Origin of the sequence: Pseudomonas sp. BAY1663, from assembly GCF_000582595.1 — a bacterium.
Lineage (GTDB): Bacteria > Pseudomonadota > Gammaproteobacteria > Pseudomonadales > Pseudomonadaceae > Stutzerimonas > Stutzerimonas stutzeri_AF.
In genome coordinates this window covers 1-15,293 of record NZ_AZSV01000022.1, presented here as the reverse complement: position 1 = coordinate 15,293, position 15,293 = coordinate 1, and the positions used below count along the sequence as shown (strand labels likewise).

At 68.3% G+C, this 15,293-nt stretch carries 9 protein-coding genes, 5 pseudogenes and 2 riboswitches; of the genes and pseudogenes, 3 read left to right on the top strand and 11 right to left on the bottom strand.

Annotation, left to right across the window (positions count from 1 at the left end):
• The first annotated feature begins 42 nt into the window (after positions 1–42).
• From BAY1663_RS08710 to BAY1663_RS08700, 3 genes and pseudogenes are all read left to right on the top strand, one after another.
• A complete protein-coding gene (locus tag BAY1663_RS08710; protein WP_037039584.1) occupies positions 43–1,278 on the top strand; it encodes an exonuclease SbcCD subunit D C-terminal domain-containing protein in 1,236 nt (411 codons plus the stop codon).
• Positions 1,275–4,926, top strand: a pseudogene (locus BAY1663_RS08705) (AAA family ATPase). The gene BAY1663_RS08710 and the pseudogene BAY1663_RS08705 overlap by 4 nt, the downstream one beginning before the upstream one ends.
• Before the next feature lie 195 nt (positions 4,927–5,121).
• Positions 5,122–5,338: riboswitch (cobalamin riboswitch) on the top strand.
• A gap of 96 nt (positions 5,339–5,434) precedes the next feature.
• Positions 5,435–7,287: pseudogene (locus tag BAY1663_RS08700) on the top strand (TonB-dependent receptor domain-containing protein).
• An 18-nt stretch (positions 7,288–7,305) separates the two neighbouring features.
• Here BAY1663_RS08700 and BAY1663_RS08695 read toward each other — a convergent pair.
• From BAY1663_RS08695 to BAY1663_RS08645, 11 genes and pseudogenes are all read right to left on the bottom strand, one after another.
• The gene (locus tag BAY1663_RS08695; RefSeq protein WP_037039581.1) at positions 7,306–8,106 is read right to left on the bottom strand and encodes a cobalamin-binding protein; all 801 of its coding nucleotides are present in this window, start codon (positions 8,104–8,106) and stop codon (positions 7,306–7,308) included.
• Positions 8,106–8,513: a hypothetical protein gene (locus BAY1663_RS08690; protein WP_037039579.1), complete on the bottom strand. Its 408-nt coding sequence runs from the start codon at positions 8,511–8,513 to the stop codon at positions 8,106–8,108. Before BAY1663_RS08690 ends, BAY1663_RS08695 begins: the two co-directional genes overlap by 1 nt.
• Positions 8,510–9,126: pseudogene (gene ribA, locus BAY1663_RS08685) on the bottom strand (GTP cyclohydrolase II). Before ribA ends, BAY1663_RS08690 begins: the two are co-directional and overlap by 4 nt.
• Positions 9,127–9,381: 255 nt before the next feature.
• A pseudogene (locus BAY1663_RS08680) lies at positions 9,382–10,028 on the bottom strand (TIGR02281 family clan AA aspartic protease).
• Between the two features lie 121 nt (positions 10,029–10,149).
• Positions 10,150–10,650 carry a phosphatidylglycerophosphatase A gene (locus BAY1663_RS08675; protein ID WP_037039576.1) on the bottom strand — a complete coding sequence of 167 codons (501 nt, stop codon included), beginning with the start codon at positions 10,648–10,650 and terminating at the stop codon, positions 10,150–10,152.
• Between the two features lie 38 nt (positions 10,651–10,688).
• Positions 10,689–11,647 (bottom strand): annotated as a pseudogene (gene thiL / locus BAY1663_RS08670) (thiamine-phosphate kinase).
• Positions 11,648–11,662: 15 nt separating this feature from the next.
• Positions 11,663–12,142 (bottom strand): transcription antitermination factor NusB, encoded by a 480-nt coding sequence (nusB, locus tag BAY1663_RS08665; protein WP_272888755.1) that lies wholly within the window; start codon positions 12,140–12,142, stop codon positions 11,663–11,665.
• Between the two features lie 2 nt (positions 12,143–12,144).
• Positions 12,145–12,621 (bottom strand): 6,7-dimethyl-8-ribityllumazine synthase, encoded by a 477-nt coding sequence (gene ribE, locus BAY1663_RS08660; protein WP_037039572.1) that lies wholly within the window; start codon positions 12,619–12,621, stop codon positions 12,145–12,147.
• 184 nt (positions 12,622–12,805) lie between these two features.
• On the bottom strand, positions 12,806–13,885 hold the full coding sequence (gene ribBA, locus BAY1663_RS08655) for a bifunctional 3,4-dihydroxy-2-butanone-4-phosphate synthase/GTP cyclohydrolase II (protein ID WP_037039570.1): 1,080 nt from the start codon (positions 13,883–13,885) through the stop codon (positions 12,806–12,808).
• 12 nt (positions 13,886–13,897) lie between these two features.
• Positions 13,898–14,560, bottom strand: coding sequence for a riboflavin synthase (locus tag BAY1663_RS08650; protein ID WP_037039568.1), 663 nt, complete (start codon positions 14,558–14,560; stop codon positions 13,898–13,900).
• A gap of 120 nt (positions 14,561–14,680) precedes the next feature.
• Positions 14,681–14,820, bottom strand: a riboswitch (FMN riboswitch).
• Positions 14,821–15,008: 188 nt separating this feature from the next.
• Positions 15,009–15,293, bottom strand: a 285-nt coding sequence (locus BAY1663_RS08645) for a dihydrofolate reductase family protein (protein WP_037039558.1), incomplete at its 5' end; no start/stop codon positions are given.

Sequence of the window (15,293 nt, the reverse complement as noted above, 5' to 3'; positions counted from 1 at the left end):
GCTGCCGCAGCGCCCCCCTCGCTCACCAAGAGCCCTTAGCGAATGCGCCTGATCCACACCTCCGACTGGCACCTCGGCCAGACCCTCCACGGCCAGGACCGCGACCATGAGCACGCGCAGTTCCTCGACTGGCTGCTCGACCAGCTGGTCGCCCGGCAGGCCGATGCCCTGCTCATCGCCGGCGACGTCTTCGACACGGTAAACCCGCCGCTCAAGGCGCAGGAGCGCCTGTACGACTTCATCGTCCGTGCCCACGAAAAACGCCCGCAGCTGGATATCGTGATGATCGCCGGCAACCACGACTCCGGTGGGCGCATCGAGTTGCCGGCGCCGCTGATGAAGCGCATCAACGCCCATGCCGTCGGCCGCATCGGCTGGATCGCCGACGGCCAGCTGGACCACGACCGCCTGCTGCTGCCGCTGCACGACGCCAGCGGCAAGGTCGCCGCTTGGTGCCTCGCCCTGCCCTTCCTGCGCCCGGCCGAAGTCACCGGCGGCGAGGCCGGCGACGACTACCTGGCCGGCATCCGCCAGGTGCACGAGCGGCTGATCGCCGCCGCCGAAGCCGTGCGCCAGCCCGGTCAGGCGCTGGTCGCCATGAGCCATGCACACATGGCCGGCGGCGCGGTGTCGGAGGATTCCGAGCGCAATATCGTCATCGGCAACGCCGAGGCGCTGCCGGCCAGCCTGTTTCCCGAGTCCATCGCCTACGCCGCCCTCGGCCACCTGCACAAGCCGCAGCAGGTCGCCGGGCAATCGCGCATCCGCTACAGCGGCTCGCCGCTGCCGCTGTCCTTCGCCGAGGTGAACTATCCGCATCAGGTGCTGCTGGTCGAGTTCGAGGGCGAGCAGCTCAAAGGTGTCGAAAGCCTGCCGGTGCCGCGCGTGGTGGAGATGATCCGCATCGGCCGCGCGCCACTGGCCGAGGTGATCGCCGCGCTGGAAGCCCTGCCACCGACCGGCCTGTTCGACGACAACCTGCCCTGGCTGGAAGTGCGCGTGCTGCTCGACGAACCGCTGCCGGACCTGCGCCCGCGTATCGAGGCCGCGCTCGCCGGCAAGGCGGCGCGCCTGGTGCGCATCGCCAGCGAGTATGCCGGCAGGCGTGGCGAAAGCGAGTCGGAGGTGCTGCTCGGCCTCGACCAGATCGCCCCGCAGGAGCTGTTCGCCCGCGCCTGGGAAGAACAGTTCGGCAACCCGCCGGACGACCAGGCGCTGGACGACTTCACCACACTCTTGCAACGGGTCGAGTTTGCCAGCGAGGAGAGTGACGCATGAAGATCCTCGCCATCCGCCTGAAGAACCTCGCCTCGCTGGCCGGCGAGCAGGTCATCGATTTCAGCGCCGAGCCCCTGGCCAGCGCAGGTCTTTTCGCCATCACCGGGCCGACCGGCGCCGGCAAGAGCACCATCCTCGACGCCCTGTGCCTGGCGCTGTTCGGCAGCACGCCACGGCTGGACAACGTCTCGCCGTTGAACAAGGTGCCCGATCTCGATACCGAGATCGGCGGCGGCGACGAACGCAACCTGCTGCGCCGAGGCTGTGGCAGCGGCTATGCCGAGGTGGATTTCGTCGGCGTCGATGGCCGCCGCTATCGCGCCGCTGGGAGGTCAAGCGCGCGCGCGAGAAGCTCGACGGGCGCCTGCAGGCCAGCAACCAGAGCCTCACCGAGCTGGACAGCGGGCAAGTGCTGGCCAGCGGCAAGAAGCGCGAGTTCAAGGAGCTGCTGGAAGCCCGGCTCGGCCTCACCCTGGCGCAGTTCACCCGCGCCGTGCTGCTGGCGCAGAGCGAGTTCTCCGCCTTCCTCAAGGCCGACGACAACGAGCGCGGCACATTGCTGGAAAAGCTCACCGACACCGGCCTCTACAGCCGCCTCGGCCAGGCCGCCTTCGAGGCCGCCAAGCAGGCCAGGGAAAACCTCGTTCGCCTGGAGCAGCAGGCCGGCGGGCTAAAGCCACTGGAGCCGGAACAGCGCACGACGCTGGAACACGAGCACCAGGCCCAGCTCGACGAACTGAAAGCCCTGCAGCAGCAACTCAAGGCACTCGAAGCCCAGCGGCAGTGGCTCACCGAGCTGCAGCGCCTGGAGGGCGAGCGCACTGCCGCCCGCCAGCAGTTGCAGGACGCCGAAGACGAGCACGAGAGCCTGGGCGAAGCCCGGCGCATTCTCGAGCTGTTCGAGCAGCTCGCACCGCAGCGCCATCGTTTCCTCCGCCAGCAGGCGCTCGATCCGCTGCTGGGCAAGGCCGCCGACAGCCTGGCTCGCCTGCAGCGCGAGAAGCAAAGCCTGCAGCAGCGTCTCGCCGAACTGCAGGGTCAATGCGACGCGGCCGGCAACCAGCTGCGTTCGGCCGAACAGACCCGCCAGGCCGCCGAGCCGCGGCTCGTCCAGGCGCGCCGCGAGGAAGAACGCCTGAGCCATCTTAACGCCGACCTGACCACGATCCGCGAAGAAAGCGCCCGGGCCGAGGCCGACGCGCGTGCCGGCGAGGCGGCGCTCGGGCAGCTCGCCGAACGCCAGCAGCGCGTCGCCGAACAGCTCGCGGCACTGACCCGACAACTCGACACGAGTGCTGAACTGCAGCCGCTCTGCGCCGCCTGGGGCGGTTACCGTCCGCGTCTGCAACAGGCGGTGCAACTGGCCGCACGCCTGCAGCAGGGCCAGCGCGAACTTCCCGCGCTGGCGGCGCAGGCCAAGGCCGCCGAAACCGAGCAGAACCTGGCCCGCGAGGCGCTCGACGCGCTGCAACGCGAGCGCGACAGCGAAGTCGGGCTGGCCGAACAGCTTGCCCGGCTGCACCGACAGTTGGACGAATGGCGCCAGGCCGAACGCGAAAGCGAAACGCTCGGGCAACTCTGGGCGCAGCAACTGACGCTCGAGGCCAGCCGACGCGAGCTGGCCGATGCCCACGGCGGGCAGCAGGCCGAGCTGGACGGCCTGGTGCCATTGGGCAAGCAGGTGCGCGCCGAGCGCGATGCCGCCGAGCAGGCACTCAAGGTCACCCTCGCCCTGCTCGAACGCCAGCGTCTGGCGCGTAGCGAGAATGTCGAAGCTTTGCGCGCGACACTGGTTCCGGGCGAGCCCTGCCCGGTCTGCGGCAGCCATGAGCACCCCTGGCACCAGGCCGATGCGCTGCTCGCCGGCCTCGACCAGCAGGACGACGGCGAGGCCGAGCGCGTCCGCCAGGCGCTGCAGGCCCAGGATCTGCGCCTGCAGGAACTGCGCGATCGACACGTCACGCTCACTACCCAGCTGCGCCAGACGCAGCAGCGCCAGGCCGAAGTCGAGGCACAGCTGCAGGTCCTGGCGCCACGCCTGCAGGCCCTGCCTGCGCATGCGCAGCTGCTCCGGCAGCCGCAAGCGGAGCGCTCGCAATGGCTGGAACGCGAACTGGATCGGCTTCGGGAGCAGATCGCCGCCGCCAGCGGCCGCCAGCAGCAGCTGCTGGCCCTGCAACAGCGCAGCGAAACCCTGCAACAGGCCTGGCAGGCGGCACGCGAAGCCTGTGTCGAAGCGACCCAGCAGCTCGCCCGCCAGCACGACGCCCTCGCCCGCGACGGCCAGCAGCTCGACGAGGAACTTGCGGCGTTCGCCGGGCTGCTGCCGGCCGAACGGCTGCCGCGTTGGCGCGAAGACCCGGCGCAGACCTTCATGCAACTGGACGCCGACGTCGCGACGCGCCTGCAACAGCTGCAGGCGCAGGCCGAGCAGGCCGAGGAGCTGCGCCAGTGCGAGCAGCGCCTGGGTGACGAACAGCTGCAGCAGCGCCATCGGCAAGAGAAGCAGACGAGCTGCCAGGCACGCCTGGCCGAACGCGAGAAACTGCTGCTGGCCTGCCGGCAGGCACTGCGCACCAGCCTCGGTGAGCAGGCCAGCGCCAGTGCCTGGCAACAGCAACTGGACGCCGCCATCCAGGCCGCCCGCCAGGCGCAGATCGACATCGACCGCCAGCTCAACGACAGCAAGCTCGGCCTGACCCGCCTGCAGAGCGAGCAGGACAACTGCCGCCAGCGCCACGTCGAACTGGCGCAGGAGCACGAGGCGCTGCAGGCCGAACTGGCCGCCTGGCGCAGCGCCCATCCGGAGCTGGACGATGCCACCCTCGCCCAGTTGCTGCAGATGGACGACGCGCTACTGGCCGAGGCGCGCCAGCGCCTGCAGCAGAACACCGAAACCCTGACCCGTTGCCGCGAGCGCCTCGACGGCTGCCTCGGCCGGCTGGCCAGCCACCACCAACAACAGGCCGAGGCGCCGGATGCCGGGCAGTTGCAACACGAGCACGCCGAACAGCTGCAACGCTGCGAGCAGGCCGAGCAGCGCTGCGCCGAAACCCGCGCCGCGCTGCTCGACGACGACAAGCGCCGCAGCCAGAGCCAGGCGCTGCTGGCGCAGATCGACGAGGCACGCGCCGAGCAGCAGCGCTGGGGGCGTATCGCCGCGCTGATCGGCTCCAGCGACGGCGGCGCCTTCCGCAAGATCGCGCAAGGCTACAACCTCGACCTGCTGGTGCAGCACGCCAACGTGCAGCTGCGCCAGCTGGCCCGGCGCTACCGGCTCAAGCGCGGCGGCAGCCGCTGGGGCTTTTGGTGATGGATACCGAGATGGGCGACGAACTGCGCTCGGTGCACTCGCTGTCCGGCGGCGAGACCTTCCTGGTCTCCCTCGCGCTGGCGCTGGGCCTGGCCTCGATGGCATCGAGCAAGCTGCGCATCGAATCGCTGTTCATCGACGAGGGCTTCGGCAGCCTCGACCCCGAGTCGCTGCAGATCGCCATGGACGCGCTGGACTCGCTGCAGGCGCAGGGGCGCAAGGTGGCGGTGATTTCCCACGTGGCCGAGATGCACGAGCGCATTCCGGTGCAGATCCAGGTGCAGCGCCAGGGCAACGGCCAGAGCGCGCTGCGCATCGTCGGAGGGCTGTCGTAGGACCTGTCGCCGCTCGGGCAGGCCTGCGGCCTGTATCGCCGCGAGGGCGCGCCCACAGGTTCGGTGGAGGCCCGCTGCTTTTGTGGGAGGCCCGACCTCGGGGCGATGCCTTTCAAGCTTCAGGCGGGCGCGGTGGCGGCTCGCTGCTTTGCGTCGTCCACTTGTGTTTCCCCGCGCCCGGCCGTAAGGTTCGCGCGTTTTCTTATCCGCCCAGGTGTGCACGACCGCAAGGTCCGCATTAAACGGGAAGCCGGTGCGCTCGCAGGAGCAAGGCCGGCGCTGCCCCCGCAACGGTAATCGACCGCGATCCTCGGGATCGCCGTCCGCTCGACAGCCACTGTGTTCCGACATGGGAAGGCGAGCGCGATGCGCGTCGAAAGCCCGGAGACCGGCCTGACGGATTCGACTGGTGTTGCGGAGGGCAGCACCGTCAAGCGCTGCTGCCCGTCATCCCCGCGCTTGTTCCTGCCCTCCTCAAAAGTCTGCGATCTTTTGAGGAATTCCAAGAATGAAACTGTCCCGTCTCGCCCTGGCCGTAGCGCTGCTGCCCGGCGCCCAGGTGTTCGCCGATGCCGAGCAGGAGCTGCCGAGCATGCTCATCACCTCGGCCCGCCAGGCCGAACCCCGCGCCCAGGCCACGGCAGCCAACGCCGTATTCACCCGCACCGACATCGAGCGCCTGCAGGCGCGCAGCGTGCCCGAGCTGCTGCGCCGCGTGCCCGGCGTGCAGATCAGCAGTGCTGGCGGCCTGCCATCGCTATCGCTGCGCGGCACCGGCACGGCGCAGACCCTGGTGCTGGTCGACGGCCAGCGCATTGCCTCGGCCACCAGCGGCTTCGCCCGTCTCGACTACCTGGCCATCGACAATATCGAGCGCGTCGAAGTGATCCGCGGCCCGCGCTCGTCGCTCTATGGCGCGGATGCCATCGGTGGCGTCATCCAGATCTTCACCCGCAGCGGCGAGCCGGGGCTGACGCCGGAGCTCCGCCTTGCCGCCGGCAGCGACCAGACCTTCCAGCGCAGCCTGAGCCTGGCAGCCGGAACCGAGCGGACCCGCGTCCACCTGGGCGCGAGCCTCGACGAGCGCGGCGGCTTCGACATCACCCGCGACAATCGCGGCGCCGATCGCGACGACGACGGCCAGCGCAGCAAGGCGTTGCACCTGAAGCTGGATCATCGGCTGAACGCCGACTGGAAAGCCGGCCTGAGCCTCAACGATCAGCGCGGCAAGAACGAGTACGACGACGCTTACGAATTCGCCCCCGGCACGCCGCAGGACGAGTTTCGCCTCAGCAGCTACAGCGGCTACCTGGACGGCCAGCTGGCCCCTATCTGGAACAGCCGCCTGGAACTGGGCCGCAGTTTCGACCGCAACCGTGCGGTCGGTTCCAACTACAACGATGGGTTGCTGGAGACCACCCGCCATTCCGCCGCCTGGATCAACCGCCTGCAACTGGACGAGCGCCAGCAGCTGAGCCTCGGCAGCGACTGGTACGAAGACCGCCTGGACGCCACCACGGCCTATCAGGAAGACAGCCGCGACAACCTGGCCTTCTTCGCCCAGCACAGCTTCCAGGGCGAGCACTTTGGCACCGAGCTGGGCCTGCGCCACGACGACAACCAGCAGTTCGGCAGCCACAACAGCTGGAACGCGGCGTTCAGCCTGCCGGTCGGCCAGTCGCAGCGCTGGATTCTGAGCTATGGCGAGGGCTTCCGCGCGCCGACCTTCACCGACCTCTATGCTCCGCCGGCCTGGGGCCCAACCCGGACCTGGAGCCGGAGACCTCGAAGACCTACGAGCTGCAGTGGCGCGCCGAGCTGGACGATACCCTGCTCGAAGCCTCGCTCTATCGCACCGACGTCGAAGACATGATCGCCTGGGGTGGAACCCGGATGGAGAACGTCAGCCATGCGCGAATCAACGGGTTCGAGGCCAGCGCGGCGCGCGAGCTGCTGGGTTGGCAGGCCAGCCTTGGCCTGAGCATCATCGATCCGCGCGACCGGGACAGTGGCCATGTTCTGGCGCGCCGCGCCAAACGCACGCTCAGCGTCGACCTCGACCGGACCTTCGCCAGCCTGTCGGTCGGGGCTGGCTGGCATATCTCCAGCACCCGCTACGACAATGCCGCGAATAGCCGCGAGCTGTCCGGCTATGGCGTGTTCGACCTGCGCGCCGCCTGGCAGAGCCATCCGGAGCTGCGTTGGGAGGCCAAGGTCAACAACCTGTTCGATCGTGACTATGCATTGGCAACCTATGATCGCCCCGATGGGCCCAACTGGTTCGACCCGTCACGGAACTATGGGTATCGCGAAGCCGGACGTACCCTGCTGTTCGCGATGACCTGGACTCCGTCGCTCTGACCGCAAGCGGGCACGCCTTCAAGGCGCCGCCCGCACCATCACCTCGCAGAGCTTCCGGATCGCCCCCAGCATCTGGAAGCTCGGCCGCTCCAGCCCCTTGTCGGGCACTTCCAGCAACCGCCCGTTGCGTACGGCATCGAGCTGCGGCCAGGCCTGCCACTCGTCCAGCTGTGCGCCGCTGCCGGCCAGGATCACCTCCGGGTCACGGGCGAGCACCGCTTCGATGCTCACCTGCGGCGCCGCCAAGGAGAGATCGGCAAAGACGTTGCGCCCGCCACAGACCTCGATGGCTTCGCTGATGATCTGCCGGCCGCCGAGGGTATACAGCGGGCGATTCCAGATCTGGTAGAACACCCGCAGCGGGCGCTCGCGGGCGTAGCTTGTGCGCAGCTCGGCGAGCCCTGCCCGAAACTGCTCGGCCAGGCGCTCGCCCTGCTCGGCACGCCCCGCCGCCCTGCCGATCACCCTGAACTGTTCGGCCAGGCCTTCGAGGCGGGTCTGCTCCACCACCAGCACGGGAATACCGAACTGCTGCAGCTGCTCGCGCTGGCTGCGCGGCACGCTGTCCGGCCAGAGCAGGACCAGATCGGGACGCAGGCTGAGCAGGGTTTCCATTTCCACCTGGCCGTAGCGCCCCACCGAGGGCACCTGCGCCAGTGCTGCGGGCCGCTCGCCGCCATCCAGCACGCCGACCAGCCGATCCGCGGCATCCAGTTCGAGCATGATTTCACTGAGCGAGGGCGCCAGGCTCACCACCCGTTGCGCCGCTGGTGCGGGCAGCACCGCCAGCAACAGCGCGGCGAGCAGCAAGCCGCGCATCAGTGCAGCTGCCGCGGAATGCGGTAGAGCACCAGCAGCGCAAGGCTGCCGAACACCAGCAGCAATTGCGCCACCGGCTCCATGCCCGCCAGCGTGCCGGCGGCAGCGAACCAGGCCGGTAGCGAGGCGACCAGCAGGGCGCGGCGGCGAACGCGGCGCAGTTGCGCCCAGGCACTGGGTTCGGCACTGCCGTCCAGGGCCTGTTCGGCGGCGATCAGCGCATGCTTGAAGGCGGTGAAGGCCGGCAGGCTGAAGAACAGCGAGACGAGTCCAGCGGCGAACAGCGCCAGCCCCCACTCGGCCAGCGGGGCCGCGACCCGGCCGAGAACCAGTACCGGCAGCACCATCGACACGGTATGCAGCCAGCCGTCGCGGGCAAGCTGGCGGCGGGCGGCGACGCGGTTCACGACTGCTTGGCTTCGCCCTGATGGATCTCGCCGAGCATGTGGCCCAGCTTGCCGGCCTTGGTGGCGAGGTACTTGCGGTTGTGCGGGTTGTGCGCGATCTGCAGCGGCTTGCGCTCGGCGACGCGGATGCCGAAGCCCTGCAAAGCCTTGACCTTGCGCGGGTTGTTGGTCATCAGCTTGATCTCGGCGATGCCCAGGTGTTCGAGCATCGGCAGGCAGATGCCGTAGTCGCGCATATCGGGGGCGAAGCCAGGCGCTCGTTGGCCTCGACGGTGTCGGCGCCACCATCCTGCAGCTCGTAGGCGCGAATCTTGTTCAGCAAGCCGATGCCGCGGCCTTCCTGGCGCAGGTAGAGCAGGACGCCACGGCCTTCCTCGGCGATCGCCCGCAGCGCCGCCTCCAGCTGGAAGCCGCAGTCGCAGCGCAGGCTGAACAGCGCGTCGCCGGTCAGGCACTCGGAATGCAGCCGCCCCAGCACCGGCGTGCCATCGGCCACGTCGCCGAGCGTCAGCGCGACATGCTCCTTACCCGTTTCCTGATCGAGAAAACCATGCATGGTGAACACACCGAACGGCGTCGGCAGTTTGGAGGCAGCGACGAACACGACAGACACGGGAGAAACCCCAGCAGGCAGAAAAGCGGATATTGTAACACTAACTAAAAGCTGCAAGCTGCAAGCGAATCAGTACAAGGGTGGGCTTCAGCCCACCCATCGCGCCCAGCGTGGCCTAAAGCCCAGCCGCGCACCTGCATAGCTGGGTTGGCTGTTGCGAATGGACGTATCCCCTGTAGGAGTTTTAGAATGCAGCCGCATTTCGCGGGCATGGCCGAATCGTCTGCAGCTGTTCTTGCCGCCTGCCGCTGCTTTTTACAGCTTCGACTCCAGCAGCAGCACACCCTGCTCCTCGCGCCAGCTGACCCGGCCGAGAAAGCTCATGCCCAACAGCGCCTCGGTCGGCGAGCTGCCTTCGACCACCACCGCTTCCACGCCCAGCACGTCGATCGTGCCGACCTTGACGCTGTTCAGGTGCACGCGCCAGGCCTTCGCCGTGCCGCTGGCGGTACTCACCACCATCGGCCGGCCGCTGACGCGATAGTCGATGCCCAGCCGCCGCGCCTGGTTCTCGTTGATCGCCACCGAGGTGGCGCCGGTATCGACGAGAAACTGCACCGACTGGCCATTGATGGAGCCGGCGATCCAGTAGTGCCCTCCGTACCCTTGGCGACGCTCAGCTGCGTCTTGATCGGCGCGGCGTAAGCACCGCTGTATTCGCGGCTGAGGTCGTAGCGACGCTCGATGCCGTCGACCCGCAGCAGCGCGCCAGAGGCATCGGCGCTGATCACCTCGACGCCGCCGGGGCCGGTCTGCCCTGCCCGGACCAGTTTGCGCTGGCCGTCGACGTTGAGCACCGCCGCACCGGGAAACAGGCCGACCACCTGCACCATGGAGGCCGCCTGGACGATCGCCGGCGACAGCGACAGCAGGCCGGCGAACAGGATTTCGATACTACGCATGGGGCATTCCTCGGCTTGGCGCGGGGGGCCGGCACCATTTGACGCGGCAACGTGGCTCGTGACGCAACGGAATCATCCATCAGCCACGTGATCGCTGCAGCGACCAGCCGCACAATCGCGTCTAAACCAGCAGCGCCACCACTCCCTGCATCACCGCCCAGGCGGCGAGGCCGGCGAGGATATCGTCGAGCATGATGCCCAGGCCACCGTGGACGTTGCGGTCCACCCAGCTGATCGGCCAGGGCTTGGCGATGTCCATGACACGGAACACGACGAACCCGAGCAGCAGCCAGTACCAGCCTTCCGGCACCAGCCAGCAGGTGATCCAGATACCGACGAACTCGTCCCAGACGATGCCCTCGTGGTCGTGCACGCCGAGATCGCGGGCGACCTTGCCGCACAGCCAGATGCCGAACAGCATCGTCATGCCGAGCATCAGCAGGTAGCCCCAGCCGGGCAACAGCTGCCACATCGGTACGAACGGCAGGGCCACCAGCGACCCCCAGGTACCCGGCGCCTTGGGCATCAGCCCGGAACCGAAGCCGAAGGCCAGGTTGTGCCAGGGATTGTTCCAGACGGCGGGGCGCACCTGCGCGGTGGTCGCCTGCGGAATCTCGCTCAAAACGCCTTCCTTATGATGTGGGCCGGGATCGCCCCGACTCAGGCCTCGAAATGGTTGTAGCCACGCGCGGACACGGCGATTTCCTCGCCCTCGGCATCGAGCAACTGCACCCCCTGCCCGTCGACCACCCGCCCGATGACGTGCAACGGCCAGCCGCCCAGCTGCAGCGCCGGCAGCTCGGCGGCTGGCAGGGTGAAGGCCAGCACATAGTCGTCGCCACCAGCCAGCGCGCAGCGCAGCGCTTCGCTATCGCCGGCGAAACGGCGCAGCGGTTCGGACAGTGGCACGCGTTCGCGCTCGATCCGCAGCGCGACGCCCGAGGCCCTGGCGATATGCCCGCAGTCGGCCAGCAGCCCGTCGGAGATGTCCAGCGCCGCCGTGGCCTTGCCGCGCAGCGCTTCGCCCAGGGCCAGTTGCGGTTGCGGCGACCAGTAGCGGGCCAGCAGATGTTCGGCCACATCCGCCTCGGCCTCGGCCTGATGCAGCACCAGCGGCAATGCTCCGGCCGCCTCGCCGAGCACGCCGCCGACACACAGCAGATCGCCGACCTGCGCACCAGCGCGAGTCAGCGCCTGCCCGGCCGGCAGCCGGCCGAACACGGTGACGGTCAGGCACAGCGGACCACGGGTGGTGTCGCCACCGATCAGGCGCAGGCTGCAATCGAGCGCCATGGCGTCCAGCCACGGGCGAACTCGGCCAGCCAGAGCGGATCGGCAGCGGGCAGTGTCAACGCGAGGGTGAAGCCGATGGGCGTGGCGCCCATGCCGGCGAGATCGCTGGCCGCGACGGCCAGCGCCCGCTGGCCGAGCAGATGAGGATCGCAGAGCTCGGGGAAATGCACCCCGGCGACCAGGGTGTCGGTGGAAACCGCCAGCTGCTCGCCGGCGGGAATCTCCAGCAGGGCGCAATCGTCGCCGATGCCGAGCACGACTTCGCCGCCGGCCCTGGCACAAGCGGCGGCGGCGAAGTAGTGGCGGATCAGTTCGAACTCACCCAGCAAGGCGAGCCGGCCTCAGCGCTTGTGGTTGCGCACTTCGGCGCTGCGCAGCGACGGCGCCAGCTTGTCCAGCACGCCGTTGACGAACTTGTGCCCGTCGGTGGCGCCATAGACCTTGGCCAGCTCGATGCCTTCGTTGATGACCACGCGATAGGGCACGTCGATGCGCTGCATCAGCTCGTAGGTGGACAGGCGCAGGATCGCCAGTTCCACCGGATCGAGTTCCTCCAGCGGGCGGTCGAGGTTCGGCGCGATGGCCTGGTCGACCTCGCTCTTCTTGCGTGCGACCCCATTGAGCAGCTCGTGGAAGTAGGCACCGTCGACCCCGTCGAAATCGTTGTCGACGCGGAACTGCGCTTCGATCTCGTTGAGGCTCTGCCCAGCCATGTGCCACTGGTACAGCGCCTGCATCGCCAGGCTGCGCGCCACCCGGCGCGTAGCGATCTTGCCCTTGGCCTTGGGCTGCGGGGCGTCCTGGCTGTCGTCGCGATTCAGGCTCACTTGGCCTCCAGCTGCGAAAGCAGGCTCACCATTTCCAGGGCGGAGAGTGCGGCCTCGGCGCCCTTGTTGCCGGCCTTGGTGCCGGAGCGCTCGATGGCCTGTTCGATGGAATCGACGGTCAGCACGCCGAAGGCGACCGGCACACCGAACTCCATGGACACCTGGGCCAGGCCCTTGGTGCATTCGCCGGCGACGTATTCGAAGTGCGGCGTGCCACCACGAATCACCGCGCCGAGGGCGACGATGGCGTCGTATTCACCCTGCTGGGCGACCTTTTGCGCCACCAGCGGGATTTCGAAGGCGCCCGGGGCGCGGATGATGGTGATGTCGCTCTCGCTGACGCCGTGGCGCACCAACGCATCGACCGCGCCGCTGACCAGGCTCTCGACGACGAAGCTGTTGAAGCGGCCTACGACCAGGGCGTACTTGCCCTGCGGGGCGATGAAGGTTCCTTCGATGGTCTTCAGGGGCATGGAAACAAATCTCGTATAGCGTTAAAGAGCTTGTAGGCAAAATTGGCAGCCCTGCGGAGCAGCGCGTAGCGAGCGCCGGACAGACAAGGCGAAAACAGGTGAGGCGGCGGAGTTTACCGAGGTAAATGAGCAAGCCTCGCCTGTTTTCAACGCAGTATGTCCAAGCGCAGTAGCGCGGCAGCCGTTACTCGGCGGGCAGGTATTCTACAACTTCCAGATCGAAGCCGGATATCGCGTTGAACTTCATCGGCGAGCTCATCAGGCGCATCTTGCGCACGCCGAGGTCGCGCAGGATCTGCGAACCGGCGCCGACGGTGCTGTAGGTGGCCGGCGTCGGCGGCTGCTGGCGGTTGAGCTGGCTCAGCAGCTGCGGCCCGGTCAGCGGGTTGCCGAGCAGCAGCACCACGCCCTTGCCGGCCTTGGCCACCTCGCCCATCGCCGCACGCAGGCTCCAGCGCCCGGGCACGGTGACCAGCAGCAGGTCGCGCAGCGGCTCCATGTTGTGCACGCGCACCAGCGTCGGCTCCTCCGGTGAGATCTCGCCGCGGGTCAGCGCCATGTGCACGGTATCTTCCACGCCGTCGCGATAGGTGACCAGGTTGAACTGCCCGAGCTCGGTTTCCAGCGGCTGCTCGGAAACACGCTCGACGGTGCGCTCGTGGATCATCCGGTAGTGGATCAGGTCGGCGATGGTGCCGATCTTCAGCCCGTGCTGCTCGGCGAACGCCTCCAGCTCCGGCCGCCGCGCCATGGTGCCGTCGTCGTTCATGATCTCGCAGATCACGCCGCTGGGCTCGAGCCCGGCCATGCGCGCCAGGTCGCAGGCCGCCTCGGTATGTCCGGCGCGCGCCAGCACGCCGCCCGGCTGGGCCATCAGCGGGAAGATGTGGCCGGGGCTGACGATGTCCTCGGCCTGGGCATGCTTGGCCACGGCCGCCTGCACGGTACGCGCACGGTCGGCGGCGGAGATGCCGGTGGTCACGCCCTCGGCGGCCTCGATGGAGACGGTGAACTTGGTGCCGAAACCCGAGCCGTTGCGCGGCGCCATCAGCGGCAGCCGGAGCAGCTCGCAGCGCTCGCGGGTCATGGGCATGCAGATCAGGCCGCGGGCGAAGCGCGCCATGAAGTTGATGTGCTCGGCGGTGACGCATTCGGAGGCGATGATGATGTCGCCCTCGTTCTCGCGGTCCTCGTCATCCATGAGGATGACCATCTTGCCGGCGCGGATGTCTTCGATCAGTTCTTCAGCGGTATTCAGAGCCATGGGGCCGATCCTTCACTTGTTCAGGTAGCCGTGTTCGGCCAGAAAGCTTTCCGTCAGGCCCGAGGCCTTGGGTTCGGCGGCCTTGTCGCCCAGCATCAGGCGCTCCAGGTAGCGCGCCAGCAGGTCGACCTCCAGGTTCACCTGCCGCCCCGGGCGGTAGTCGGCCATGATGGTTTCGCCGAGGGTATGCGGGACGATGGTCAGCTCGAATTCGGCGCCATTGACCGCATTGACGGTGAGGCTGGTGCCATCGACGGTGATCGAGCCCTTGAGCGCGATGTAGCGGGCCAGCTCGCGCGGCGCGCGGATGCGGAACTGCACGGCGCGGGCGTTATCTTCCCGCGCCACGACCTCGCCGACACCGTCGACGTGGCCGCTGACCAGATGACCGCCGAGGCGGCTGGTGGGCGTCAGGGCCTTTTCCAGGTTGACCCGGCTGCCGGCCTTGAGATCGATGAAGGCGGTGCGCGCCAGGGTCTCGCGGCTGACGTCGGCCCAGAAGCCGTTGCCGGGCAGCTCGACGGCGGTCAGGCAGACACCGTTGACGGCGATGCTGTCGCCCAGCTTGACGTCGGCCAGGTCCAGCTTGCCGGTCTCGACCAGCACGCGGACGTCGCCGCCCTTGGGCGTGAGCGCCCGGATGGTGCCGATGGCTTCGATTATTCCTGTGAACATGCGGCCTCCCGTGGAAGGCTGTTGCAGCGGTACATACGACGAACTCCTGTTTGTGAAAAACAGGGCACGACAGATCGATGGGGATGCATGACGGGCGCACGAACGGCGCCCATCGGAATATCCCGCTCTCTCTCATCCGGACTATACCGTCGGCCCCGGAATCGCACCGGGTCTGCTGACCTTGCCGAAGCAAGCGCTCGCGGGCTAGGCCTATGGCCATTACCGCCGGTGGGGAATTGCACCCCGCCCTGAGAACGTTGCGGCCACGCCTGTGGCCGTGTGGCGTTTTATCACATTTGCCGGGGCGATGCATGAGGCACGGGCGGTTGGGGAGCGGACGGCGTTCCGCTGCGCACGTGGCGCCGAGCTTCGACATCGCACCACGGTGATGTCCGACAATCCACTCGTTGGGCTTCGCCGGTGCTCAACCTAGGCGGCCCCAACCAACCTACGCCAGGCGCGGGATCGCCACGATCATCCAGTCCTCGCCCACCGCGCGGATATCGACGATCTTCAGCTCGCGCGCCTCGTTCATGCGCTCCAGCGGCAGCTCCAGCAGCGGCCGTGCGGACGAACCGAGGAATTTGGCGGCGACGAAGATCCGGTATTCGTCGATCAGCCCGAGGCTGGCGAAGGCGCCGACCAGCCGCGGCCCGGCCTCGACCAGCACCTCGTTGGCGCCACGCGCGGCCAGCTCGCGCAACAGCGCGGCGAGGTCGACACGCTCCCGGCC